The following is a 24,870-nucleotide window of genomic DNA, read 5'->3' as shown; positions in this document are numbered from 1 at the left end:
GGGGGCCGGGGGGCCTTACAATAACCCCCCGCCCCCCCCCCCCGCGGGGGGGGCCCCCCCCCCCCGCGGGGGGGGGGCCCCCCCCCGCCCCCCCCCGGGGGGGGGGGGGGGGGGGGGGGCCCCCCCCCCCCCCCCCCCCGACGACGCGCCGCCCGGCCGCCACCCCGTGCCGTCGCAGCGGACCCTTGTCCTCCCCGGCGCCGATCGCGCCGCACCGCGGGCCCCGACCCGCGGCCGCCGGGTCATCCCCGGCGACGCCGCCCCGGTCCTCGTCCCCACGGGCCCGCCGTCACCGCGCCCCCACCGCGAACCGACCGCTCCCGGGAGGGAACCCCCATGCAGGACAGCCGTCCCGCCGCAGCAGAGCCCGCCGTTCCGATCGACCCCTGGGACGCCCCCGAGCTGACCGGGTGGCGCCGGCTGCCCATGCACGCGGTCGTCCGCCCCGACGCCCCGCGCGTACCGCTGGACGGACGCTGGCGCTTCCAGTTGCTGCCCACCCCGCGCACCCCGCTCGCCGACCGCTGGGCGGAGACGGACGTGCCCGGCTGCTGGACCGTCCAGGACTTCGACGACGTGCACGGTGTGCGGGACCTGCCGCACTACACCAACGTGACGATGCCGTTCCCCGACCTGCCGCCCTCACCGCCGGCCGGACGCAACCCGACCGGGGTGTACGAGCGGGAGGCCGAGGTGCCCGCGGACTGGGCGGGGCGGCGGGTGGTGCTCCACGTCGGGGCCGCCGAGAGCGTGCTGATCGCGCACGTCAACGGCACCGCCGTCGGGGTGGGCAAGGACTCCCGCCTCGCCTCGGAGTTCGACGTCACGCACGCGGTGCGCCCGGGGGAGCGCAACACCGTGCGCCTGACCGTCGTCAAATGGTCCGACGCGACCTTCCTGGAGGACCAGGACCAGTGGTGGCACGGCGGCATCACCCGCTCCGTCCACCTCTACGCCACCGACCCCCTCCACCTGGCGGACGTGGGGATCACCGCCGTGCCCGGCGGCACCCTCGACGTCGCGGTCAAGGTCCGCAGCGGGGCGGGCGCGCTCCCGGCGGGGTGGAGCGTCTCCGGACTGCTGTGCACCCCGGACGGCATCCTGCGGCTCCCCGCCGACGAGGCCTTCGCGCGGGGCAACGTCGCGAGCGAGCGCGTCTCGGACTTCCTCGGCGAGGCCCGCATCCGGGCCACCGTGCCCGGTGTGCGCCCCTGGAGCGCCGAGACCCCGCACCTGTACGACCTGACCGTGCGGCTGCACCGGGCGGACGGCAGCGTGGCCGACGAGTCGCGCCACCGCATCGGCTTCCGCAGCGTGGCGATCTCCGGGGCCGACCTGCTGGTCAACGGCGTCCGGGTCTACTTCCGCGGCGTCAACCGGCACGACTTCCACCCGCTGACCGGGCGTGTGGTCGACGCCGAGGAGATGCGGGCCGACCTGTGCCTGCTCAAGCGGTACGGTTTCAACGCGGTGCGCACCGCGCACTATCCGCCCGACCCGGCGCTGCTCCCGCTCGCCGACGAACTCGGCCTGTACGTCGTGGACGAGGCCGACATCGAGACCCACGACCACGCCCACGAGCTGGCCGACGACCCCCGCTACCTGGGGGCGTTCACCGACCGGGTGGCCCGGATGGTGCTGCGGGACCGCAACCACCCCAGCGTGGTCGTCTGGTCGCTGGGCAACGAGAGCGACCACGGCGCCAACCACGACGCCGCCGCCGGCTGGCTGCGGCGCACCGACCCGACCCGGCCCGTGCAGTACGAGGGCGCGATCAAGGACGACTGGGAGCGGGAGCAGTCCGCGAGCGACATCATCTGCCCGATGTACGCCTCCATCGAGGAGATCACGGCCGGCCCGTACTCCAGGCCGCTCATCCTGTGCGAGTACTCGCACGCCATGGGCAACAGCAACGGCTCCCTGGCCGACTACTGGCGGGCCATCGAGTCCACCCCGGGCCTGCAGGGCGGCTTCGTCTGGGAGTTCAGGGACCACGGCATCCTCCAGCGGCTCACCGGGGAGCGGGCCGGTCTCCCGGCCGGGCCCGACGCGCCCGCCGGCGCGTACGCGGACGGCATCGCCGCGCCGGGCTACCGCTGGGCGTACGGCGGCGACTTCGGGGACACGCCGAACGACGGCGCCTTCTGCGCCGACGGCCTCGTCCTGCCCGACCGGACGCCCAAGCCCGCGATGGCCGAGCACCGTGAGATCGCCGCCCCGCTGCGGCTGGAGCTCACCCCCGACCACCGCGGGGCGCGGATCACCAACCGGCAGCACTTCACGGGCCTCGCGTGGCTGAGCGCGCGGTGGCACATCGGTGACTCCGGCACCGCCCCCGTCCGGCTGCCGGACCTCGCGCCGGGGGAGAGCGCGGTGGTGCCGCTGCCCACCAGCCTGCTGCCGCACGGCGACTCGCACCTGACCCTGCGGGTCACGACGGCCGAGGACCTGCCCTGGGCGCCGCGCGGCACGCTGGTGTGCGCCCCGCAGGTGGTGCTCGACGAGGACCACCGGGACCTGCTCACGCGGGCGGGCGCCGTGCTCGCGCCGGGCGGGGTGGTGGAACTCGACGAAGCCGGGCTGCTCCGGCACCCGTTGCTCACCGCGCCGCCCGTGCTGACGTTGTGGCGGGCGCCCACCGACAACGACGAGTGGGGCGGCATCGCCGCCCGCTGGCGCGCCTGGGGCCTGCACGCACCGCGACGCACGCTGGTGTCGGTGGGAAGGGAGGGCGCGAGCGTGGTGGTGCGCTCGGAGTACGCCACGGACGGCGCGGGCACCGTCGGTCACGAGCAGGTCCTGACGCCGCTGCTGAACGGCGGGCTGCTCGTCGACGAGACCGCCGTGCTGCCGGAGGCGCTGACCGACGTGCCGCGGGTCGGCACCGTCTTCGAGACCGCGGCGGGTCTGGACACCCTGGAATGGTTCGGCCGGGGGCCGGGCGAGACCTACCCCGACCGGTGCGCGGGCGCGACCACCGGGCTCCACCGGGCGGACGTGGACGCCCTGTTCACGCCGTACCTGCGACCGCAGGAGAGCGGTGGGCGGCACGGCGTGCGGCGCTTCGGCCTCACCGGGGTGGCGGCCGCGGCGGGGATCGCCGTCCACCTGGACGCCCCGCGCCAGGTGAGCGTCACCCGCTACCGCGCCGCGGAGCTCACGGCGGCCGCGCACCACGACGAACTCGTGCCGCGCGCCACGTGCGTGGTCCACGTGGACGCCGCCCACCGCGGGGTCGGCACCGCCTCCTGCGGGCCCGACACCCTGCCGGCGTACCGGGTCGGTCCGGGCACCCACCGCTGGTCCTGGACGCTGATGCCGATCTGACGGGCGCTCACCGGGAGCTGAGGAGCGGGGACTTCCGCATTGGTGCAGACCATTGACCTCATTGGTCTAGTCCTTCTAGGGTGTCCCCGCACCCACGCGCGCTCACGACCGCTTCCTCACCAGAGGTGACTCCATGCCCGGACAGCACGGACCACGGTTCCGCAGAGCCCTGACCGGCCTCGTCGCCGCCGGCACGGCGCTGCTCACCGCGAGCCTCGTCACCGGCCCCGCCGCGGCCCAGCCGTTGCCCACGGCGGCGTCCCACGGCCATCACGCCCCGCACTCCCCGCACGGCCAGGGGGCGACGTCGAAGGTCGTCGGCTACTTCATCGACTGGGGCGTCTACGACCGCAACTACCACGTCAAGAACATCGTCACCTCGGGCGCGGCCTCCCGGCTCACCCACATCAACTACGCGTTCGGCAACGTCACGGACGGCAAGTGCGCCGTCGGCGACGAGTGGGCGGACTACCAGAAGCCCTACGACGCGGCCGGCAGCGTCGACGGCGTCGCCGACAGCACCGCGGAAGGCGCGCTGCACGGCAACTTCAACCAGCTGCGCAAGCTGAAGAAGAAGTACCCGCACATCAAGGTGCTCTGGAGCTTCGGGGGCTGGACCTGGTCGCCCGGCTTCACCCAGGCCGCCGCCGACCCGGAGGCCTTCGCGGACTCCTGCTACGACCTCGTCGAGGACCCGCGCTGGGCCGACGTCTTCGACGGCATCGACATCGACTGGGAGTACCCCAACGCCTGCGGCATGTCCTGTGACACCAGCGGCCCGGGCGCGTACAAGGACCTGATGTCGGCGGTACGCCACCGCTTCGGCAAGAAGAACCTCGTCACCGCCGCCATCACCGCCGACGCCTCGGACGGGGGCAGGATCGACGCCGCCGACTACGCGGGCGCCGCGAAGTACGTCGACTGGTACAACCCCATGACCTACGACTACTTCGGCACCTGGGCCGCCACCGGCCCGACGGCCCCCCACTCGCCGCTCACCTCCTACCGCGGCATCCCGGCGAAGGACGCCAACGCGGCGGCGACCCTCCACAAGCTGCGCGGCCTCGGCATCCCGGCCCGCAAGCTCCTGCTCGGCCTCGGCTTCTACGGCCGCGGCTGGACCGGGGTGACGCGGACGGCGCCCGGCGGCGACGCCACCGGACCCGCTCCCGGCACCTGGGAGGCGGGCAGCGAGGACTACAAGGTGCTCAAGACCCGCTGCCCGGCCACGCACGTGGTCGCCGGCACGGCCTACGCCCGCTGCGGCGACGAGTGGTGGAGCTACGACACCCCGCTCACGCTTAGCGGCAAGGCGGCCTGGGCGAAGTCCCAGGGCCTCGGCGGCGCCTTCTTCTGGGAGCTGAGCGGGGACACCGCCGACGGCGAGCTGATCAACGCGCTCGGCCGCGGCCTGCGCTGACCGAGGCCGCCGGCCGCACGTACGCCGGGAGGCCCGGCCGCCACGGGGGCGGCCGGGCCTCCCGGCGTACCGCTTCAGCGCGCGGCGCCGAAGTCCTGCGTCCAGTAGTTGCCGGGCTGCGCCAGCGCGATCCCTATCTCCTTGAAGGAACAGTCCAGTATGTTCCGCTTGTGGCCCGGGCTGGCCATCCAGGCGCTCATCACGCTGGAAGCGGAGGCGTAGCCGTAGGCCACGTTCTCGCCGTAGCTGCTCCAGTTGTAGCCCGTCGAGGAGATGCGGTCGGCGGGTGACGAGCCGTCGGAGCCGGTGTGCGACATGTTCTGGTGCGAGGCCATGTCCTTGCTGTGGTCCTGCGCGGCCTCGTTCAGCTTGGCGTTCACCTTCAGGGCCGTGCAGCCGGCCTTGGCGCGCTCCTGGTTCACCAGGCCGAGCACGGTGGCCGAGGCTCCCGTCAGCGTGGCGCCCGAACCCGCGGCAGGAGCGCCCGGTGCGGAGGAGGGCGCCGACGACGGTGCGGAGGAGGGGGCAGAAGAGGGCGCCGAGGGGGCGGCGGGAGCCGAGGACGGCTTCCCGCTCCACGGGCCGCCCTTGGTCCAGGTCCCGCCCGCGGTCTGGCCGGCGGAGCCGTCGGCGGCCCCGTTCCAGGACCCGCCCCACGAGCCGTGGTTCCAGCGGCCCTGGGCCTGGGACCCGTCCTGGCGCGGCCCCTGCTGGCCGCCGACGCAGGCCATGGCCACCGAGGGCACACCCACGGCGGCGACGGCGAGGGCGGCGACGGTGATCTTCCGGAAGGGCATCGTCCGGCGGTGCTTCGTCATTGCGTGACCTCACTCGAGGGTTCGGCGTGCGTGTTCACAACCCGCCTGAGCTGCCGTGACGGCTGGCGGGCCCGGCCATTGTGTGGACCGTCCCGAACATCGGGCAATGGAAGATCGGTACTACGCGGACTCGTAGCCACGACGGTTCTTGCGCAGGGCGCGTGGGCGTGCCGCGCCGCCGCAGCCGTCGTCCGGATGAGACCTGATGGGCCCTCAGTTCGTATTCCCCGCCCCGGGAGCAGCCCATGACGCCGTACGGATCGGATACCGTCGCCCCCCTGTGCGAATAATGTCCCATTCCGTTCCGGATAGAGCTTATATGCCGAGAGAGCGCCGGCTACTAAGTCGCACCGTAATCACCCCATCCGGCGTGAGGGACATCACAGGACCTCCCGGGAACAGTTGCCGCGGTGGCCGTCACAGCCGTACCGCAGGGCACAATCACCGCATGCGACACATCCTCGTCATCGGCATCGGCGCGGGCGATCCCGAACACCTCACCCTTCAGGCGGTCAAGGCGATCGGCCGTACGGACGTCTTCCTCGTCCTCGGGAAACCGGAGGAGCGCCAGGACCTGATCCGCCTGCGCCGGCGGATGCTCGACGAGCACGCCCGCCCCGGCCACCGCATCGTCGAGGTGCCCGACGCCGAGCGCGACCGCACCGCACCCGGCTACGCCGAAGCCGTCGAGGACTGGCGCCGCCGCCGCGCCGACCTGGTGGCGGACCTCCTCGACGCCCACCTCGGCCCCGGTGAGACGGGCGCCTTCCTGGTCTGGGGCGACCCCTCCCTCTACGACAGCGTGATCGCCGTCGTCGACGAGGTCCTCGCCCGGCGGCCCGGCGCCTTCACCCATGAGGTCGTCCCCGGCATCAGCAGCGTCGCCGCCCTCGCAGCCCGCCACCGCCTCACCCTCACCCGGGTCGGCCGCCCCCTGCAGATCACCACCGGCCGCCGCCTCGCCGAGGGGTTCCCCGGGGACGCCGACGACGTGGTGGTCATGCTCGACGGCCGCGCGGCCTTCGCCGGGATCGACCCCGAGGGCCTGGACATCCACTACGGCGCCTACCTCGGCACCGAGGACGAGATCCTCATCTCCGGCCCGCTCGCCGAGACCGCGCAGCGCATTCTCAGCGCCCGCGCCGAGGCCCGGGAGCGCAAGGGCTGGATCATGGACACCTACCTGCTGCGCCGCCGTCCCGACGGGGCGGACTGAAGCACGCACGGCCCGCCCGGCCGGTCCCGTGAAGCGGACCTTCCACCCCTTACTGTGACATCCGGTACGGAACCCCTGCGTACGGGATGAGGTCGAGGACGTGCCCTTCGCGGAGGCCGCCGGTGGCGACGGGCCCGCGCCCGCCGCCGTGCCGGCCCCAGGCACCCGGCCCTGGTCACGGGCGCCGCTGCTCGCGGTGTGCGCCGGCTACTTCATGGTCATCCTGGACGTCACCGTCATCAACGTCGCCGTGCCCGTGGTGGGCCGCGAACTGCACGCCTCCCTCACCGGGATCCAGTGGATCACCGACGGCTACACCATGGTGTTCGCAGGACTGCTGCTCACCGGCGGCGCGCTCGGCGACCGGCTCGGCAACCGCCGGGTCTTCTGCGCCGGTGTGACCGTGTTCACCGCGTCCTCCGCCGCGTGCGCGCTCGCGCCGGACGCCCCCGCCCTGGTCGTCGCGCGGCTGGCCGAGGGGCTCGGCGCGGCGCTGATCGTGCCCGGCTCCCTGGCGCTGCTCCAGCAGGCCTACCCGGCTCCCGCCGCGCGGTCGCGGGCCGTCGGGCTGTGGGGCGCGATGGCCGGCATCGCGGCGTCCGCGGGCCCACTGCTCGGCGGGCTGCTCGTGTCCACGGTGGGCTGGCGGTGGGTCTTCCTCGTCAACCTGCCCGTCGGCGCCGCGTGCCTGGCGCTGACCCTGCGGCACGTGGCGCCCTCGCCCCGCCGCGCCGACCGGGCCCTGGACTGGCCCGCGCAAGTCGCGGTCGTCGCGGCGGTCGCCCTGCTGACCGCCGTGCTCAACGAGGCCGGACGGCGCGGCTGGTCCGATCCGGCGGTCCTCGCCGGCGCCGGTCTGGCCCTCCTCGCCGTCGCGGCGTTCGGCCTGCGCGAGCGGCTGGCCCGCGCACCCGCGATCCCGCCGCGGATGCTGCGCTCCACGGCGGTCGGCGGCGGATCGCTGATCGGGCTCCTGTTCAACTTCGCCTTCTACGGCATGGTGTTCACCGCCAGCCTCGCCTTCCAGCACCAGCGCGGCTACAGCGCCCTCGGCACCGGCCTCGCCCTCTTCCCGGCCGTGGCGACGACCATGTTCGCCTCCGTCCTGTCCGGACGGCTGGCCCGCAGGACCGGGGACCGCCCGCTGGTCGTCACCGGCATGCTGCTGGGTGCCCTCGGACTGGCCGGCTGGGCCGCCGCGGGCAACGACCCCGCCTACCCGCTGCTGATCGCCCCCATGATGGCCGCGGGCTTCGGCACCTCCTTCGCGCTCACCGGCACGACCACCACCGTGATGGCGGCGGTGCCCCCCGGGTACTCGGGCACCGCCTCCGCCCTCTTCAACACCGCCCGGCAGATCGGCAGCGCCGCGGGCGTGGCGCTCGGCGGCACCCTCCTGGCCACCGCCGCCGACTACGCCACGGGCCTGCGCCTCGCCATGGCCGCCGGCGCCCTCGCCTACCTGACCGCCGCCGCCCTCGCCCTGCGCTGCGTCCCCCGGAGCCCCTAGGCTCTCCCGGTGCACCTGATCGACGGCGGCGCGACCGCCCCCGACGCGCCCGTCCTGCGCACCGGCGGAGTCCCGCTGGTGCCGGAGGGCTTCCCGTGGCCGCTGTGCCGGACCTGTGACGGGGCGCTGCAGTTCCTCGCGTACCTGCCCGCCGGGGACGGTGCCGTCGCGGTCTTCCTCTGCCAGAACGACCCGGGCATGTGCGAGGACTGGGACCCACGGGCCGGCGGCAACCGTGCCTACCTGTTCACCGGGGCGCTGACCCCGGCCGCCGTCCCGGTGGAGGGCGAGACGCTCCTCGGGGCGGTCACCGCGCTGCGCCCCGTCCCGGCCGGCGGTGGTGTCCAGGAGCGGGCGCTCGGGCGGCTGGGCGGCGAGCCGGGCTGGATCCAGTGTGACGAAACCCCGCACTGTCCCTCCTGCACCGCGACCATGACGTTCACGGCGCAACTCGAGGAGGGGACCGACCACGCGACCTCGGCGAACTTCGGCGGCGGGGGCCGCGGTTACGTCTTCAGCTGCCGGCCCTGCGGCGAGGCCGCCTTCCTCTGGCAGTGCTGACGGCGGCTCCCCGCGGGGCGCGGGGCGCGCCCGCGAGGGGGCCGGAACCCCGCCACGAGACCGTGTGCGCCGACGACCGCTTCCGGAACGTCGTCGGGCTCCGCCCTCCCCCGGAGAGCCCTCCGGGGGAGGGCGATACCGCAGGCCCGGGCGGGGTCGTGCCCGCACACCCTGCGATGAGCTCAGCCGTACCGGCCGGGACGGCGTCGGCCGGGCCGTGCCGCGGTCGGCTGGGGCCCCAGCCGTGACCAGCTCCGGTCGTCGCCCCACACCGAGAGCGGATCCACGTAGGGGCGCAGCAGTCCGGTCAGCACCGGGTCCCCGCGGCCCGCGAGTTCGTCCGAGGCCAGTTTCCGCGCGACCCCCGCGAGGAAGTCGGCGAGCTGGATCCGCGGGTCATGGCGCGACTCGGCCAACCGCAGCCCCGCCAGACGGCGGCCGGGGGGCAGCGACGCCCCGAGCCGCGCGATCCGTTCCTCGGTGAGCGTGTTCTGCCGGTCGTGGACGACGTGCACCGGCGCTCCGCCCTCGCCCCAACGCGCCACCGTGTGCTCCAGCGCGGGAAACAGCGGATCCAACGGCTCGGCCGCCCCCGGCTCCGCCGACAGCCGGGCCCGGAACGCCTCCGCCCGGGGCCTCGCCCGCCGCAGCACCGCGAGGACCCCGGACGGACCGCCGTCCCCGCCGGGTGCCGGACGCAACGCCTCCAGTGCCCGGTAGAAGGCGTCGACGGGCGCCTCCCCCTCCTCGTGGTTCCTCCTGCGCACCAGGTCGTTGCCGGCGCGGAGGAACGCCTGCCACGTCAACGGGTCCACGGTGCCCCGCCCTTCGCGGTACAGCACCGGCGCCGTGGCCGCCGCGGCCGGTCCCCCGGCCAGCACGTCGAGGACCGCCACGAGCACGAAGTACGCCTTGTCGACGAGATGCACGGAGGCGTGACCGTGCAGGGGGCCCGCGGGTCCGAGCAGCCACTCCAGTACCGCGCGGTGCTTCTCCCGCAGCAGGTGGTTGGCCTTGTACTCCTCGGCGGGCGACCTGATCCGCTCCCGTATCTCCCGCAGCGCCCCGGCGCAGGCGTCACCCGCGACGCACACACCCGCGTGGGCGAAGACATCCGTGTTCCCGCCGATCAGGTTCTCGCCGTCGGAGCCCGACTCGTCGCAGGCGACCTCCAGGAACGTCACGCGCCCATCATCGCCTCCGTCCCCCGCCGCCACCACGCATTTTGCGGTCGCTCCCGACGCGCGCCGCGACGGCGGCCGTCCGCTGCCGCGCCCGGCCCGCGGAGCCGGCACGCGCACACCGACCGTCCGTCCCACGGGACTTCCCGTACCCCGGTGGCGCGCCCGGTTAAGCGGTGGCCCGCGGATTCCCGCGCTCCTACAGTGAGCCCGCACCAGTACGTCACGGGGGAAACCGGCACCATGCGCACGCACTATCCACGCACACCGCACCTGCCCTGGTCGCCCGGGGCCTCGGCGGACGACCTGCGCGCCGGGGACCCCGGAGCGCTGCGGGGCCGCGAGGTCGTCGTCACCGAGAAGCTCGACGGCGAGAACACCACGCTCTACCGGGACGGCACCCACGCCAGGTCGCTCGACTCAAGCCACCATCCCTCCCGCGCCTGGGTCAAGGCGCTCCAGGGAGGGATCGGCCCCTTCCTCCCTGCCGGACTCCGGGTGTGCGGGGAGAACCTGCACGCCCGCCACTCCGTCCCCTACGAGGACCTGGACAGCTGGTTCTACGGCTTCTCCGTCTGGGACGGCGACCGGTGCCTGGACTGGGACCGCACGGTGCGCTTCCTGCGGCGGCTCGGCATCCCGGTGCCGCCCGTGCTGTGGCGCGGCACCTACGACGAGGCCGCGCTGCGCGCACTGCGGCTGGACACCGCACGCCGCGAGGGCTACGTCGTCCGCACCGTCGACGGCTTCCGGTACGGGGAGTTCGGCCGTCACGTCGCCAAGTGGGTGCGCGCCGGCCACGTGACGACCGGCACCCACTGGATGCACGCCGCCGTCGTCGAGAACGGGCTCGGCCCCGCCGCCCCGCTGTGGGCGGTGCGCTCCGGGGCGGCCCCCGACGCGGACGCGCTCTCCGCGGCCGTGGGCGTCGCCGTCACCGGCTCCGGGGCCGCCGACCGCGCCGCGGACGTCTGCGGCCGCCTCGACGCCCTCGGCCGCACCGGCGACGCCCGGCTGAGCGGGGTGCTGGCCGCCCTGCTGCACGCCACCCCGCGCGTCCGCCTCGCGGCCCGCCTGGCCGGGCCGCTCGGCATGCCGCAGGCCCGGCGCGTGGCCGACCTGGCCGGACTCCGCCCCGCGCTGCACCGTCCGTACCCCGACGAGGACCGCGCGGCCGGCCTCGCCCGCCTGGCGCTCGCCGCCGACCTGGGTGTCCTGCACGCCGTGGCGGCGGCCACGGCGCCCGACGCCGAGGCCCGCGAGCAGGCCGAATGGTCGGCGCTGCACGCCGAGGAGGCCGGCCTGCTCGGCCCCGACCCGCTGCGCCCGCTGCGCCACGGGCTGCGTGAGGCCCTCGCCGGGCTGGACACCGAGGCCGCCGACCGCTGCTGGGCCGAGGCACGCGCCGCGTACGCCGCCGGGCGGATCGCCGGCCCGGAGGAGGCCGTGGCCGCCACCTGGCGGTGGCGCTCCGCGGAGTTCCCCCGCCTGATCCACCTGACGGGACCCGCGGGCAGCGGCAAGAGCACCTTCGCCGGCACGCTGCCCGGCGGCACCGTCCGCATCGCCCTCGACGACCTGCGGCTCGCCCGCGGCTCCCGAGCCGACCAGCGGGCCAACGCCGACGTCCTGCGCGAGGGCCTGCGCCGGCTCGACACCGCCCTGGCCGGGCGTGCGACGGTGGTGTGGGACGCGACGTCCCTCAACCCGCACCAGCGCTCCCTGGTGCACGCGGTGGCCCGCCGCCGCGACGCCCTGGTCACGCACGTGGTGACCCCCGTCGACGAGGAGGAACTGGCCCGCCGCAACGCCGGCCGCGCCCACCCGGTGCCGCCGGCCGTACTGACCGCGCAGGCCCGCCGGTTCACCCCGCCCTACCCCGGCGAGGCCCACCGCACCTGGTACGTCGGCGCGGGCGGCACCGTCGAGGACACCGACGGCTCGCTCGGCGGCGCCGCGACCGGACAGGAGGCGTGACATGCGCACCAGCGAGGAGATCTACCACCGCGTGCGCTGGGACGCCCGGTTCGACCCGGCGCGGTTCGTGATCGGCGTGCACCAGCGCGGCGCCCCGCCCGCGCGCATCCCGCTGCCCGCGTTCGTGCCGGGCGGCGACATCCCCTGGCACCGCGTGCTGTTCGTCGAGGCGGACGGCGAACGCGTCTGGGACCGGGCCACCGGCACCGACCGCATCGACGCCACCGACGCCGGACGCGTCGGCGACCCGCGCCTGCTGCGCCCGCCGTTCTTCACGGCCCGCGTCCCGCACGCCTGGGACGACGGCGGCCGGACCTGGCGCCCCGCCGGGCGGCCGTCCCCCGGGCACGTCGGGACGGCGGACGGCGGCCGGCTGCGCGTCCTGACCTGGAACACCCTGTGGGACCGGTACGACAGCCACCGCATCGACACCGTCCGCCGCCGCCCCCTGCTGCTGCGCGCGCTCGAGGAGGCGGACGCCGACGTCATCGCCCTCCAGGAGGTCGAGTCCGCGCTGCTGGACATGCTGCTGCGGGCCGACTGGGTGCGCTCCCGCTACACCCTCGGCACCGACCCGGCCGGACGTGACACCGACGACGCCGGGGTGCTGCTGCTCAGCCGGCTGCCCGTACGGGAGGCCGCCCGGCACACCCTCGGCCCGCACAAGGCCGTCGCCGCGATCACCGTCGACACCTCCGCCGGACCGCTGGTGGTCGCGGCCACCCACCTCAGCAGCGACCACTCCGACGACGGCCCGGCCCGCAGGCAGGCCGAACTCGCCCGGCTCGCCGAGGGACTGGCCGGCGTCGAGGGCGCCCTGCTGCTGCTCGGCGACTTCAACGACGGAGGCGACGGGCCCGCGCTCGCCCTCGGCCTGCGCGACGCCTGGACCGAGGCGCACGGGCCGCACGACCGCACCCCCACCTTCGACCCGGCCGGCAATCCGCTCGCCGCGGTCTCCTCGCTCAGCGGCCGTGCCTCCCGGCTCGACCGGGTCCTGCTGCGTGCGGGGGGCCCCGCGTCACCGGCGCGGTCCTGCACGGCGACACCCCCACTGAGGACGGCCTGTTCGTCTCCGACCACTACGGCGTGGAGGTCACCCTCTCCCTCACCGCCGGCACCGAGGACGACACCGAGGACGTCCTGGACCTGCCGCCCACCGCCCGCACCGCCGTCGCCTGGCTGCCGCCGGACGAGCTGTGGCCCGCCCTCCAGGCCGTCCGCCGCGACCACGACCCGCAGATCCACCGCTGGCCGCCGCACGTCAACCTGCTCTTCGGCTACGTGCCCGAGGCCGCGTTCGAGCGCGCGGCACCCCTGCTGTCGCTGGCCGCGGCCGGCGTACCGCCCTTCACCGCACGCCTCGACGGGGTGCACACCTTCGGGCACCGCGAGGACGCCACCGTCTGGCTGGACCCGGCGGCCGGCGACGGCGCCTCCTGGACGGCCCTCCGGCACGCCCTCGCCCGCCGCTTCCCCCGCTGCCGGGGCCACGCCGAGGGCTTCACCCCGCACCTGTCGCTCGGCCGCACCCGGGACCCGCTGCGGGTCGCGGCCGACTGCGCGGCCCGGCTGAGCGGGGCGACCGCACAGGTCGGCGAACTCGTCCTGCTCTCGCGGCGCGGGGACGAACCGATGCGGGTCCGCGCCACCGTCGCCCTCGGCACGGGGGAGCTGCGCTGGGTGCCCGACGCCGCCGAGGCGGATCCCGTCACGCGCGAGGACGACCTCCCGCACGCCCAGGAGACCGCGCGGCGCGTGGCCGCCGCCCTGGACGACGGCGTGGTCCACCTCGCCGGCTCCCGCCGCATGGGCTGCGCGCTCCCCGGCGCCGACCTCGACCTCGTCGCGGCCCTGCCGGGCGGCGCCGACCTGGGCGCGGTCCGGGCCAGGGTCACGGCCGCGCTGCCGGAGGCCACCCGCGTGCGGGAGGTGACCGGAGCCCGCGTGCCGGGACTGCGCTTCCGCGTCGGCGCCCTCGACGTCGACCTGGTCGTCGTCGCCACCGGCGGCCTCGACCCCGCCGAGGCCGTGGACCGCCGCGCCGAACTGGGGAGGCCGCCGCCGTCGCGCTGAGCGCCGTCAGCGACGCCGACGCCGTCCTCGAACTCGCCGGGCACCACGGCCGCTTCGCGGGTCTCGCCCGCGAGGTGAAGGCCTGGGCCCGGGCACGCGGCCTGGACTCCGCGCCCTTCGGCGGCCTGCCCGGCCTGGCCTGGGCGCTGCTCGCCGCCCGCACCGTCCACGACGCCCCCGGCACGGCCGGCACCGACCTGCTCCGGCACTTCTTCGCGACGTGGGCCGCCTGGGACTGGCGTCAACCGGTGGGCGCCGCCGTGGCACCGGGCCCGGCGGTCTCCATCGCCACCCCCACCGAGCCCGTCCGGCTGTGCAGCGCGCAGGTCGGCCAGGACGGCCGCGACCTGCTCGTCCAGGAGCTCTACCGCGCCTGGGAGTCGCTGGAGTCCGCGGCCGGTACGGGAGCCGGCCCGCTGTCCGTTCCGGCCGGCCCGCCGCCGCACCGCCGCCACGCGGCCTGGGCGGTGCTGGCCGTGCACGGGGCGACGGAGGAGGAGTTCGAGGACACCCTCGGCAGGGTCCGGGGGCGGGTCAGGGCGCTGCTCACCGCGCTGGAGGACGCCGGCACCGGCGGCGTCCACGCCTGGCCCCGCCCGTTCCGCACCACGCCCCGTTCCGCCCACTACGCCGTCGGCCTCGGCCCCGTTCCGCCCGACGCGGCCGGCCTCGCCCGGATCGCCGCGGCGTGGACCCGCGGCCTCCCCGGCGTCGAGGTCACCCGTGCGGAGGGCGGCGCGGTGCCGACGCTGCGGTGAGGGACCGCGGGTCGGCGGCGTTGCGGCTGCCGGTGCCGATCTGACCATGACGCGTCGTGCCACGGCGTGCGGGGCGCTGTTCGGCGCCGCGCGGGCCGTGCGGTGCCGCCGGCACCGACGCCGGCGACCGGAGCCACCAGCCGCTCCCACACGGCGTCGGCGCCGGTCGGCGGCGCGCGACGGGCGCGGGCACCGCCCCGTGTCGTTGCGTCGGTCGTGTGGGCCTGGGGCGGTTTTGCGTTGTGCCGCGGTCGGGCGCGTGGCGTGGGCCGCGCGTTGTCTTCGTGACCCCGCCGGGCGGGTGAACGACGGCTCCCGCCCGTGTTCTTGAGCCGGTCGTGCGTTGTGCTGCGGTCGGGCGCGTGGCGTGGGCCGCGCGTTGTCTTCGTGACCCCGCCGGGCAGGTGAACGACGGCCTCCGCCCGAGCTCTTGACCGGTCGTGCGGGCCCGGGGTGGTCGGACGCCGTGCCGCGGCCGGGTGCGTGGCCAGGGCCTCGCGTTCCCTCCGGGACCCACTGGGCGCGGAACCGGCGGATGTCGTCGCGGGGTTCAGGCGGCCGTGAACTCGACGATGCCGATGTCCCCCGCCGTGCGGACCGACGAGACGCGCAGGCCCGCGTCCGCGCCGAGCGCGGTCAGCGCGGCCACCCCGCGTTCCCGGCCGCCGAAGTACACCAGCATGCGCAGGTCCATCGCGGTCACGGTCGACTCCCGGTCGGCGCCCACCTTCTCCACGACGAGGACCCGGCCGTGCTCCCCGGCGGCCTCGGCGCAGCGGCGCAGGACGGCCCGTGCCGCGTCGTCGTCCCAGTCGTGCAGGATCGCGCAGAGCAGGTAACCGCCGGCCCCCCTGGGCAGGGTCTCGAAGAAGCTGCCCGCGACCACGTCGCCGCGGTCGCCGAGCCCGGCCGCCGCCAGCGTCGCGCGGGCCGCGTCGGCCGTGGCGGGCTGGTCCAGCACGGTGCCGCGCAGCTCGGGGAAGGCGGTCAGCAGCGCCGCGAGCAGCGTCCCGTTGCCGCCGCCCACGTCGACGACGTGGCCGAGCGCGCCCCAGTCGTACGCCGGGACCAGCGCGGTCGCCCACGCCGCGACGTCCACCCCCATCTGCCGGTCGTAGGAGCGGGTCCGCTCCCCGTCCGCCGCCAGGTCCTCCCAGAACCCGCGGCCGTACTGCCGAGGGAAGGCGGCCGTGCCCGTGCGCACGCTGTGCGGCAGCTGCACGAAGGCCAGTTCGGCCCGGCCGAGGCCGCCCTCGGTGTCCAGCCACTCCCGCAGCCCGCCCGGATGGTCGGACCGCAGCTCCTCGCCGCGCGCCGTCAGCGCGTACCGCCCGCCGCCGTCCCGGGTGACCACCCCGGCACCGGCCAGGTGCCGCAGCAGCCGGTCCAGCGCGCCCGAGTCGGCGCCGGTGTCCTGCGCCAGCTCGGTTGCCGTACGGGGACCGTCCGCCAGACGGTCCGCCACCTTGAGGGTCGCCGCCGTGCGCAGCGCCATCGGCGTCACCAGGTCCGCCAACCGCCACAGCGGCACGTCCCGTTGCTCCTCGCCCGTCACCAGCGACTCCCTCTCCTCGCGACCGGCCGAACGGCGGCCGACCGGTCAGCCTCGCCCCGACACACAGGCCCCGCAAGCGATTTACCCCGGTCAGGTTGCGCTGCGGCCACGAAACGGTTGCGGCCGACGCCAACCGCGGCGCCGTGCGCGGGGGTCGGGCACCATGACCGGACATGGAGCGAGACCGGTACGTCGACTTCCTGCGGGCCCTCGCGATCTGCATGGTCGTGCTGGGCCACTGGCTGATCACCGCCCTCGTCCGCGAGCCGGGCGGGGGCGTGGTGGCGCCCGAGCTCCTGGCGGAGGTCCCCTGGACGCAGTGGCTGACCCTGGGCTTCCAGATCATGCCGCTGTTCTTCCTCGCCGGGGGCCACGCCGCGGGCGGTTCCTGGGCGCGCACCCGGGCGGCGGGCGGCACCGCGGCCCCCTGGGTGGCCCGCCGGGCCCTGCGCCTGCTGCTGCCCGCGGCCGCCTACTGCGGGCTGGTGCTGCTCGCCGTCGCGATCTGCTCGGCGGCCGGTGTGGACCGGCCCACGCTCGGGCTCGCGGGATGGGCGATGGCCATGCAGTTCTGGTTCCTGCCGGTCTATCTGCTGCTCAGCGCCCTGACCCCGGTGCTGCACGCGGCGCACCGGCGCTGGGGGCTGCGGGTGCCCGCGGTGATGGGCGCGGTCGCCGTCATGGTGGGTTCGCTCGTGACGGCGGGCGCGCCGGCGTCCGCCGGACTGGTCGACTACGTACTCGTGTGGGGCGTGGCGTACCAGCTCGGGTTCTGCTGGCGCGACGGACGGTTGACGCGCGGGCACGCCGCCGCCATGGCGGCCGGCGGCGTGCTGGCCTTCGCGGCGCTGACCACCCTCGGGCCGTACCCGGTGAGCCTGATCCGGGTCACCGGACAGACCGTCGGCAACGCCGACCCCCCGTCGCCCGCCATGCTGGCCTGGGTGGTGGCCCAGGCGGGCGCGTGCCTGCTGGCCGCGCCGGCCGTCCGGCGGGCCCTGCGCGGCGTACACGTCGGCCGGGCCGTCGACTTCCTGGGCCGCGCGAGCATGACGCTCTACCTGTGGCACATGCTGCCCGTGCTCCTCGTGGCGGTGTTCTACCTGGCCGGTGTCGCCCCCGACGCCCCCTTCGGCGGCGCCGCCTGGTGGGCGCTCCGCGTGCCGTGGCTGCTGGTCCTCGCGGTGTTCATGGCGGGCGTGCTGGCCGTACTGCGCCCGCTGGAACGCGCGCTGGCCCGGCTGTCCGCCGCCGTGGCACCACCACCCGGCGCGCGCCACGACCGCCCCGCCCTCCTCTGGGCGGGCCTCGCGTGCAGCACGGCCGCCCTCGCCCACTGGTCGGTGCACGGCCTCGCCCCCGACGGCCGGTTCCCCACCCTGGCCGCGCTGGCCTTCGCCCTCGGAACGGCGCTGGTGACGCTGCCCCACCGCCCCGCGCCGCGCGGTCCGCGGGACGGCGAACCGGCGGCGCCCGCGCGCGAGGCCGCCTGACGCCGCCCCCGCCCCCCGGGGCCCGGTGACGACTACGCCCCGCGCGCGGCGAGCTCCGCCAGCGCGTCGAAGGTGCGGACGAGGACCGCGCGCCGCTCGGCGCGGTACTCCGGCGAGGGCTCCAGGTCGTCGATCGCCGCGTCCCAGGCGGCGAGATGGGCCGCCTTCCACCGGTGGACCGTCGCGGCAGCGGGCAGCACCGCGCCTGCCCACCCCCGGCCGGCGATCAGGTGGAGCAGTTCCACGTTGCAGGGCACGGCCACGCCCCAGTACTCGTCGGGCTCCAACGTCCCCGGCGCGCCGGCCACGGCGTCCTCGACCTCGCGGACCAGCCGCGCGGTGAGCAGCGACAGATGGTCCGCCGCCGTGTCCCCGTCGAAGTTGCCGCTGCCCCAGCTGCCCATCGTTCCTCCGCTCACGGTTCGATCAGCCCGGCCCGGATCGCGTACCGGGTGAGTTCCAGCCGGTCGCGCAGGCCCAGCTTCTGCAGGATGTTGGCACGGTGGCGCTCGACCGTCTTGGCGCTGATGAAGAGGATGTCGCCGATCTCCTTGGAGGTGTGGCCCTCGGCGACCAGCTTCAGGATCTCCTCCTCCCGCTCGGTGACGGCCCGGGCGGGCAGCGGCTCGCCCTGCCGGGCGCGTTCCAGCAGGTTGCGCACGAGCGCGGTGACGGCGCCCGGGTAGATGAACGGCTCGTCACGCACCGCCGCCCGGCAGGCCTCCACGAGGTCGCGGTCGGCGACGGACTTCGGGACGTAGCCGCTGGCCCCGGCGCGCAGCGCCTCGAAGAAGAACTGCTCGTTGTCGTGCATCGTCAGCATGAGGATGCGCAGCCCGGGCCGCAGCCGGGACAGTTCGCGGGCCGCCTGCAGCCCGGTGAGGCGGGGCATCGCGATGTCCAGGACCGCCAGGTCGAGTTCGTGGGCGCGGGCCTGCTCGATGGCCTCGGCGCCGTCCCCGGCCTCCGCGACGACGGTCAGGTCCGGTTCGTCGTCGAGGATCATCCGCACCCCGCGGCGCACCAGCGCGTGGTCGTCGGCGAGCAGGATGCGGGTCTTCGCCGCCTCGGGCACGGTCAGTGGTCCTCCTCGGGCGCGGGTACGTCCAGCCGTACCTCGGTACCGCCACCGCCCGGCCCGGGGCCGAGCGTGAGCCGCGCCCCGACCAGCAGGGCGCGTTCGCGCATCCCCCGGATCCCGGCGCCCTCCGGCGCGGCGCCCAGACCCTTGCCGTCGTCGCGGACGGTCAGGCGCGTGCCGCCCGCGGTGCGTTCCATCCGCAGCTCCACCCGGGCCGCGCCCGCATGGCGCGCGGTGTTGGTCAGGCCCTCCTGGGCGACCCGGTACAGGACCAGTTCGGTCTGCTCGTCCAGGGCGGGCGGTTCGGGGTCGAGGCGCAGCGCCACCGCCAGCGCCGGCGAGGTGAACTCGGCGGTCAGCGCGCGCAGCGCGCTCGGCAGGCCGAGTTCCTCCAGGACCCCGGGCCGCAGCCGGCGCGCGATGCGGCGGATCTCCTCCAGGCTCCCGCGGGTGGTCTCGCGGACCTGGTGCAGTTCCTCGCGCAGCGGGCCGGGGGCCAGTTCGGTGACGTGCTTGAGCTGCAGGAGCACGGCGGTGAGCGTCTGCCCGACCTCGTCGTGGAGTTCCTGCGCGATGCGCTGCCGCTCCGCCTCCTGGCCGGACAGCACGCGGGCGCTGCCGGCGGCCTGTTCGCTCTCCAGCCGGTCGAGCATGGTGTTGAACGTCGTGATGAGCTCGGCGACCTCCCCGTGCCCGGCGGCGGCCGGCCGGCTGCCGGGCCGCAGCAGGTCCGCCGCCGCCATGGCGCGGGTGAGCCGGCGCAGCGGCGCCAGCCCGACGCGCAGCAGCACGGCGTTGGCGACCAGCATCGCGGCCAGGCCCGCCACGACCACCGCCGCCTCGGCCGGCAGGACGGGGGAGGAGACCGTGACCGGCCCCAGCAGCAGCGTCGTCGCCACCACCAGTACGACGGCGTTGAGCAGGAAGATCCGCCAGAACAGCGACACGGCCCAGGGCCTCCTCTCGGGGTGACGTGCGGGGACCGGGCCCCGCCGCGGGGTCAGTCCCCGGCGACGGGGGACGGGGTACGCTCCGGCTCGGCGCCGCTCTTGCGCACCGGGGCGCGGCGGCCCGTCAGCGCCCGGGCCAGTGGCTCGGTGAAGCGGGCGGTCAGCGGGCCGAAGACCACCAGCAGAAGGACGTACGCGGTGGCCAGCGGACCCAGCGCCGGTTCGATGCCCGCCGTGACGCCGAGCCCCGCGATGACGATGGAGAACTCGCCCCGCGCCACGAGCGCGCCGCCCGCCCGCCACCTGCCGCGCACCGCGACCCCGGCGCGGCGTGCCGCCCAGTACCCGGTGGCGATCTTGGTGAACGCGGTGACGACCGCCAGCGCCAGCGCCGGCAGCAGGACGGGCGGGATGCTCGCCGGGTCGGTGTGCAGACCGAAGAACACGAAGAACACGGCCGCGAACAGGTCCCGCAGCGGGCTCAGCAGCGAGTGGGCGCCCTCGGCGACCTCCCCGGACAGGGCGATGCCCACCAGGAACGCACCCACCGCCGCCGACACCTGCAACTGCTGGGCGATGCCCGCCACCAGCAGTGTCAGGCCCAGCACCACGAGCAGCAGCTTCTCCGGGTCGTCGCTGGAGACGAAGCGGGAGATGACCCGCCCGAAGCGGACCGCGACCAGCAGCACCAGGCCCGCGGCGCCCAGCGCCACGGCCAGCGTCACACTGCCCGCCGCCCAGCCGACCCCGGCCAGCAGGGCGGTGAGGATCGGCAGGTAGACCGCCATCGCCAGGTCCTCCAGGACCAGGATGCTCAGGATGACCGGCGTCTCGCGGTTGCCGAGCCGCCCGAGGTCGCCCAGCACCTTGGCGATGACCCCGGAGGAGGAGATCCAGGTGACGCCCGCCAGCACCACCGCGGCGACCGGGCCCCAGCCGAGCAGCAGCGCCGCCACCGCGCCCGGCAGCGCGTTGAACGCGATGTCGACCAGTCCCGCCGGGTACTGCGTCCGCAGGTTCCCGATCAGGTCGCTCGCGGTGTACTCCAGGCCGAGCATCAACAGCAGCAGGATGACGCCGATCTCGGCGCCGATCGCCACGAACTCCTCACTGGTGCCCAGCGGCAGGATCCCGCCCTCGCCGAAGGCGAGACCGGCCAGCAGGTAGAGGGGGATGGGGGAGAAGCGCAACCGTCCGGCGACCCGGCCGAGCAGGCCGAGACCGAGGATGATGGCGCCGAACTCGATGAGGAAGACCGCGGAGTGCAAGGGCTCACTCCCGCCCGAGTATCGCGGCGGCGGCCTCGACGCCCTCGCGGGTGCCGATGACGATCAGCGTGTCGCCGCCGGACAGGCGGAAGTCCGGTGCGGGGGAGGGGATCGCGTCCGCCCTGCGCAGCACGGCGACGATGGAGGCGCCGGTGTCCGTGCGCATCCGGGTCTCGCCGAGCAGGCGGCCGTTCCAGTGCGAGGTGACGGGCAGTTCGATGCGCTCCGCGACCAGGCCGAGGTCGGTCGTGTGCAGCAGGTTGGGGCTGTGGTGCGTCGGCATCAGCGCGTCGATCAGCGACATGGCCTCGGCCCCGGTCAGCCGCAGCGACTGCGCGCACGCGTCCGGGTCGTCGGCGCGGTACACGTTCACCGTCCGCGACCCGTCGCGGTGGGCGACCACCGACAGATGGCGCCGGTCCCGCGTGGTGAGGTCGTACCGGACACCGATGCCCGGCAATGGTGTCGTGCTCATCCGCGGAGCTGGCACAGCTCGAATCCCTTCACGGACGGCACACCGCCGCCCGGTTCCTCGTCCGTTTCGTCCCCCGTGGAGCCTCATCCTTTCATCCGGGCGAAGCGGGCCGATATGGGTGCTGACACCCATCGCGGGCCCGTGTGACGGTTCCCACACCGCGGACGGGAAAGGCCCCAGGAACCGGTGTCCTACCTGAGCGCAGCCTTATGTGTTCTTGAAGATCCGCTCCCGACCGGCGAGTTCTCCGCCCGGGGCGCCTAGGGTCACAGTGCCCGGCACATCGCGTACGGACGTGCCGGGTGAAGTCCCGTCGTCCGGAGGTACCCCGAGCATGAGTTCCCACAGGAAACGACGCCGCGCCGGTTCGGCGCGGTCCTGGCCGCTGGCCGCCGCCGTGGCGACGGTGGCAGCGGGCGCCCTGGCCGGGACCAGTGCGCAGTTCGGGAACCACGTCGGCGGCAAGGACAGGGCCCCGCTCGCGGCCGGCGACCGGGAGGGCGACGACCCCGTCGCCTCCGACGCACTCCCGGAGACCGCGAGCCCCGGTCCGACGACCGCGAGCCCCAGCCCGTCCGCCTCCCCGGAGCGGCGCAAGCCGGCCTCGCGGCACACCCGCGCACCGCGGCCCTCCGCCACGCCGACCCGCACGGTGACCCCGTCACCGGCCAAGACGACCGTCACGGCGCAGCCCCCGAAGTCCGGCGCTGAGGACTCCGTCGTCGCGGAGATCGTCCGGCTGGTCAACGTCGAGCGGGCGTCCGCCGGATGCCGTCCGGTGGCGCTGGAGTCGCGGCTCACCGACGCCGCCCAGGACTACACGGACGTGATGGCCCGCTCCGGCGTCCTCTCCCACACCGGCCCCGACGGTTCCACCATGGCCGGGCGCGTCGACGCCGCCGGGTACCCGTGGTCGAGGCTCGGCGAGAACATAGCGGTCGGTCAGCAGACCGCAGCCGCCGTGATGGACGCCTGGATGCACAGCGAGGGGCACCGGGCGAACATCCTCAACTGCGACTTCGAGCAGATCGGGGTCGGCGTGAACACGTCGTCCAACGGTCCCTGGTGGACCCAGGACTTCGGCACGCCCCGCTGAACCGCCGACCGGCCGGTCAGCTGGGGCGGCCGGTCGGCCTCAGGCCGGGTGCGGGTGACGCCTCGTGCGTCGGGCCGCTTTCCATCCCCCCACAGGCGGCCCGCCGGCGAGCCCGAGCGTCACCCGCACCCTCGCGCCGCCCAGCGGGCCCCTGGTGATCTCCATGCCGCCGCCGGCGGCGGCCGCCGTCCGCTGCACGATGTCCAGGCCGAGGCCGGTGGACCCGCCGACGCTCACCCCGCGGGCCCGGGCGGTGTCCGGGTCGCTGATCCCCGGCCCCGCGTCGTCCACCGTGAGCAGCACGGCCCGGCCGGCCCTGGCCACCGTGACCGCAAGCGCCGTGCCCTGCGGGGTGTGCCGGAACACGTTGCCGATCAGCGCGTCGACGACCGCCGCGAGGTCGTCCGCGCCGAGCGGCACCGCGGTCTCCTCCGCCGTCGCCTCCAGGCGGCACTCGCGTCCCTGCTGCGCCGCCAGGACGGACCAGAACTCGACCCGGCCGCGCACCACGGCCGACACGTCGCACTCCGGTGCGCGGCCCGGGCGTTCGGGCGGCGCCGACAGCGGTGTGCGGGCCGTGTCGATGATCGAGTCCAGCTCGCTCTCCAGGTGCGCGATCGCGGCCTCCAGGTCCTCGCCCCGGTAGCCGGGGACCTGCGCCGCGATCCGCTCGGCCTCCAGCTGCAACCGGGTCAGCGGGGTCCGCAGCCGGTGCGAGAGGTCCGCGACCAGCTCCCGCTCCATGGCGAGCAGTTCCACGACCCGGTCGGCCATGGTGTTGAAGGCCGCCCCGGCCTCCTGCAGTTCGGGCGGCCCGGCCGGCTCGACCCGGATGCCGAGTTCCCCCGCGCCGAGCGAGCGCGAGGCACGGGACAGGCCCTGGGAGGCCCGCACCACGCGCGCCCCCAGCCGGTCCGCGACCAGCACCGACCCCGCCACCAGGCCCAGCGCCAGCAGCGCCATCATCGCCCAGGAGGCCTTCACCCCGCGGTCCAGGTCGGCGCGGGGGACGAAGGCCTCCACCACCGCCACCCGGTCCCGGGCCAGGATCACCGGCTGGAGGTAGACCCAGCCCGCGGAGGTGTCCGAGGCCATCGTCCGGCGCCCGTCGGCCGCCCGGTCCATGGCCTCCTGCGAGGCGTGCACCGTGCCGACCACCTGCCCGTCGGGCAGCCGCACGCTCAGGTGGTCGCCCGAGTCCAGCCCCGCCACCGCCTGCTGGACGTCCGCCGGCCGGGTGGTCAGGGCCAGCACCGGCGCCAGCGCCGCGGCCCGCTGTTCGGCGACGGTGGTCGCCCGCGTACGGGCCTCGGACTGCACCAGCAGGGCCAGCGGGATCAGGAACGACAGCGCCACCATCGACGTCACCGCCAGCGCCACCCCCGCCAGGGCGCGTCTCATCGGGGCGTCACCAGCTTGATGCCGACGCCCCGGACGGTGTGCAGGTAGCGCGGCTGCGAGGCCCGCTCGCCCAGCTTGCGGCGCAGCGCCGACAGATGGACGTCGATCGTCTGGTCCTCCACGTAGGACTGCTGCCACACGTCCGCCAGGATGCGGCCGCGCGGCACCACCCGGCCGGCGTGCTCGGCCAGATAGGCGAGCAGGTCGAACTCCCGCCTGGTCAGGCGCAGTTCCAGCCCGTCGTGGTACGCCACCCGGGCCGGTACGTCGATCAGCAGACCGCCCACCCGCAGCCCGCCGGCCGGGCCCTCCGGGGCCGGGCCCTGCGGCTGCGGCGCGGGGGCCATGGCCGAGCGGCGCAGCACCGCCGTCAGCCGGGCCACCAACTGGCCCCCGGAGAACGGCTTCACGAGGTAGTCGTCGGCGCCCGCGTTCAGCACCCGGATCACCTCGCTGTCCTCGTCGCGGGCGGTCGTGACGAGCACCGGGACCCGCGAGATGCCGCGCAGCATCCGCAGCACGTCCACCCCGTCCAGGTCCGGCAGCCCGAGGTCGAGCACCACCGCGTCCGGCGGGCGCTGCGCCGCCTGCCGCAGCGCCTCGAAACCGTAGGCCGAGCTGTGGACCACGTGGCCGTGTGCGGTCAGCACCTCGACCAGCCGCGCGCGTATCGCGGGGTCGTCCTCGACCAGGAGTACGGATGCCAT

General features: G+C 75.6%; 18 protein-coding genes and 1 pseudogene. 9 read left to right on the top strand and 10 right to left on the bottom strand.

Annotated elements, in window-relative coordinates; genetic code table 11:
• Positions 1-336: 336 nt before the first annotated feature.
• Positions 337-3,327 (top strand): glycoside hydrolase family 2 TIM barrel-domain containing protein, encoded by a 2,991-nt coding sequence (locus tag ACFZAU_RS19415; protein ID WP_500553171.1) that lies wholly within the window; start codon positions 337-339, stop codon positions 3,325-3,327.
• A gap of 133 nt (positions 3,328-3,460) precedes the next feature.
• Positions 3,461-4,747, top strand: a complete 1,287-nt coding sequence (locus ACFZAU_RS19410; RefSeq protein WP_500553170.1) for a glycoside hydrolase family 18 protein — start codon at positions 3,461-3,463, stop codon at positions 4,745-4,747.
• 74 nt (positions 4,748-4,821) lie between these two features.
• On the opposite strand, the gene ACFZAU_RS19405 is transcribed toward ACFZAU_RS19410, so the two are convergent.
• The gene (locus ACFZAU_RS19405) at positions 4,822-5,565 is read right to left on the bottom strand and encodes a CAP domain-containing protein (protein WP_500553169.1); all 744 of its coding nucleotides are present in this window, start codon (positions 5,563-5,565) and stop codon (positions 4,822-4,824) included.
• 448 nt (positions 5,566-6,013) lie between these two features.
• Between ACFZAU_RS19405 and cobF the strand changes: the two genes are divergently transcribed.
• The 3 genes from cobF (at position 6,014) to ACFZAU_RS19390 (ending at position 8,852) form a co-directional block, all read left to right on the top strand.
• Positions 6,014-6,781, top strand: a complete 768-nt coding sequence (gene cobF, locus ACFZAU_RS19400) for a precorrin-6A synthase (deacetylating) (RefSeq protein WP_500553168.1) — start codon at positions 6,014-6,016, stop codon at positions 6,779-6,781.
• Positions 6,782-6,881: 100 nt separating this feature from the next.
• Positions 6,882-8,291 carry an MFS transporter gene (locus ACFZAU_RS19395; protein ID WP_500553167.1) on the top strand — a complete coding sequence of 470 codons (1,410 nt, stop codon included), beginning with the start codon at positions 6,882-6,884 and terminating at the stop codon, positions 8,289-8,291.
• A gap of 9 nt (positions 8,292-8,300) precedes the next feature.
• Complete coding sequence (locus ACFZAU_RS19390; protein WP_500553166.1) at positions 8,301-8,852, top strand: hypothetical protein; 552 nt, start codon at positions 8,301-8,303, stop codon at positions 8,850-8,852.
• 182 nt (positions 8,853-9,034) lie between these two features.
• Here ACFZAU_RS19390 and ACFZAU_RS19385 read toward each other — a convergent pair whose 3' ends face one another.
• A complete protein-coding gene (locus ACFZAU_RS19385; protein ID WP_500553165.1) occupies positions 9,035-10,036 on the bottom strand; it encodes a hypothetical protein in 1,002 nt (333 codons plus the stop codon).
• 240 nt (positions 10,037-10,276) lie between these two features.
• On the opposite strand from ACFZAU_RS19385, the gene ACFZAU_RS19380 reads away from it, so the two are divergent.
• Positions 10,277-12,010 (top strand): RNA ligase family protein, encoded by a 1,734-nt coding sequence (locus ACFZAU_RS19380; protein ID WP_500553164.1) that lies wholly within the window; start codon positions 10,277-10,279, stop codon positions 12,008-12,010.
• 1 nt (position 12,011) lies between these two features.
• Positions 12,012-14,844: pseudogene (locus ACFZAU_RS19375) on the top strand (poly(A) polymerase).
• A gap of 550 nt (positions 14,845-15,394) precedes the next feature.
• Here the strand turns inward: ACFZAU_RS19375 and ACFZAU_RS19370 are convergent.
• Positions 15,395-16,399, bottom strand: a complete 1,005-nt coding sequence (locus ACFZAU_RS19370; RefSeq protein WP_500465777.1) for a methyltransferase — start codon at positions 16,397-16,399, stop codon at positions 15,395-15,397.
• Positions 16,400-16,572: 173 nt separating this feature from the next.
• Here ACFZAU_RS19370 and ACFZAU_RS19365 point away from each other — a divergent pair, with 173 nt between their 5' ends.
• Entirely contained in the window at positions 16,573-17,892 is a 1,320-nt protein-coding gene (locus ACFZAU_RS19365; RefSeq protein ID WP_500553163.1) for an acyltransferase family protein, read from the top strand.
• A gap of 32 nt (positions 17,893-17,924) precedes the next feature.
• On the opposite strand, the gene ACFZAU_RS19360 is transcribed toward ACFZAU_RS19365, so the two are convergent.
• The 5 genes from ACFZAU_RS19360 to ACFZAU_RS19340 are packed head-to-tail and all read right to left on the bottom strand — an operon-like array spanning position 17,925 to position 21,681.
• Complete coding sequence (locus ACFZAU_RS19360; protein WP_500553162.1) at positions 17,925-18,311, bottom strand: DUF4259 domain-containing protein; 387 nt, start codon at positions 18,309-18,311, stop codon at positions 17,925-17,927.
• Positions 18,308-18,967 carry a response regulator gene (locus tag ACFZAU_RS19355; RefSeq protein ID WP_500553161.1) on the bottom strand — a complete coding sequence of 220 codons (660 nt, stop codon included), beginning with the start codon at positions 18,965-18,967 and terminating at the stop codon, positions 18,308-18,310. Before ACFZAU_RS19355 ends, ACFZAU_RS19360 begins: the two co-directional genes overlap by 4 nt.
• Before the next feature lie 2 nt (positions 18,968-18,969).
• The gene (locus tag ACFZAU_RS19350; protein ID WP_500553160.1) at positions 18,970-19,920 is read right to left on the bottom strand and encodes a sensor histidine kinase; all 951 of its coding nucleotides are present in this window, start codon (positions 19,918-19,920) and stop codon (positions 18,970-18,972) included.
• A 53-nt stretch (positions 19,921-19,973) separates the two neighbouring features.
• Positions 19,974-21,191: a cation:proton antiporter gene (locus ACFZAU_RS19345; RefSeq protein WP_500553159.1), complete on the bottom strand. Its 1,218-nt coding sequence runs from the start codon at positions 21,189-21,191 to the stop codon at positions 19,974-19,976.
• 4 nt (positions 21,192-21,195) lie between these two features.
• Entirely contained in the window at positions 21,196-21,681 is a 486-nt protein-coding gene (locus ACFZAU_RS19340) for a cation:proton antiporter regulatory subunit (protein WP_499600814.1), read from the bottom strand.
• 319 nt (positions 21,682-22,000) lie between these two features.
• Here ACFZAU_RS19340 and ACFZAU_RS19335 point away from each other — a divergent pair, with 319 nt between their 5' ends.
• On the top strand, positions 22,001-22,762 hold the full coding sequence (locus ACFZAU_RS19335) for a CAP domain-containing protein (protein WP_500553158.1): 762 nt from the start codon (positions 22,001-22,003) through the stop codon (positions 22,760-22,762).
• A gap of 39 nt (positions 22,763-22,801) precedes the next feature.
• Here ACFZAU_RS19335 and ACFZAU_RS19330 read toward each other — a convergent pair whose 3' ends face one another.
• Both ACFZAU_RS19330 and ACFZAU_RS19325 read right to left on the bottom strand, forming a co-directional pair.
• Positions 22,802-24,163: a sensor histidine kinase gene (locus ACFZAU_RS19330; RefSeq protein ID WP_500553157.1), complete on the bottom strand. Its 1,362-nt coding sequence runs from the start codon at positions 24,161-24,163 to the stop codon at positions 22,802-22,804.
• Positions 24,160-24,870, bottom strand: a complete 711-nt coding sequence (locus tag ACFZAU_RS19325) for a response regulator transcription factor (protein ID WP_500465769.1) — start codon at positions 24,868-24,870, stop codon at positions 24,160-24,162. Before ACFZAU_RS19325 ends, ACFZAU_RS19330 begins: the two co-directional genes overlap by 4 nt.

The organism is Streptomyces sp. NPDC008238 (assembly GCF_042956445.1).
Classification (GTDB): domain Bacteria; phylum Actinomycetota; class Actinomycetes; order Streptomycetales; family Streptomycetaceae; genus Actinacidiphila.
The sequence above is the reverse complement of the archived record's forward strand: the minus strand, read 5'-3'. Positions and strand labels throughout refer to the sequence as shown.

What these genes read in the sequence shown, in the direction of transcription:
- ACFZAU_RS19415 (WP_500553171.1), top strand. Translation starts at nt 337, where the DNA reads ATGCAGGACAGCCGTCCCGCCGCAGCAGAGCCCGCCGTTCCGATCGAC.
- ACFZAU_RS19410 (WP_500553170.1), top strand. Translation starts at nt 3,461, where the DNA reads ATGCCCGGACAGCACGGACCACGGTTCCGCAGAGCCCTGACCGGCCTC.
- ACFZAU_RS19405 (WP_500553169.1), bottom strand. Translation starts at nt 5,565, where the DNA reads ATGACGAAGCACCGCCGGACGATGCCCTTCCGGAAGATCACCGTCGCC.
- cobF (WP_500553168.1), top strand. Translation starts at nt 6,014, where the DNA reads ATGCGACACATCCTCGTCATCGGCATCGGCGCGGGCGATCCCGAACAC.
- ACFZAU_RS19380 (WP_500553164.1), top strand. Translation starts at nt 10,277, where the DNA reads ATGCGCACGCACTATCCACGCACACCGCACCTGCCCTGGTCGCCCGGG.
- ACFZAU_RS19365 (WP_500553163.1), top strand. Translation starts at nt 16,573, where the DNA reads ATGGAGCGAGACCGGTACGTCGACTTCCTGCGGGCCCTCGCGATCTGC.
- ACFZAU_RS19335 (WP_500553158.1), top strand. Translation starts at nt 22,001, where the DNA reads ATGAGTTCCCACAGGAAACGACGCCGCGCCGGTTCGGCGCGGTCCTGG.
- ACFZAU_RS19330 (WP_500553157.1), bottom strand. Translation starts at nt 24,163, where the DNA reads ATGAGACGCGCCCTGGCGGGGGTGGCGCTGGCGGTGACGTCGATGGTG.
- ACFZAU_RS19325 (WP_500465769.1), bottom strand. Translation starts at nt 24,870, where the DNA reads ATGGCATCCGTACTCCTGGTCGAGGACGACCCCGCGATACGCGCGCGG.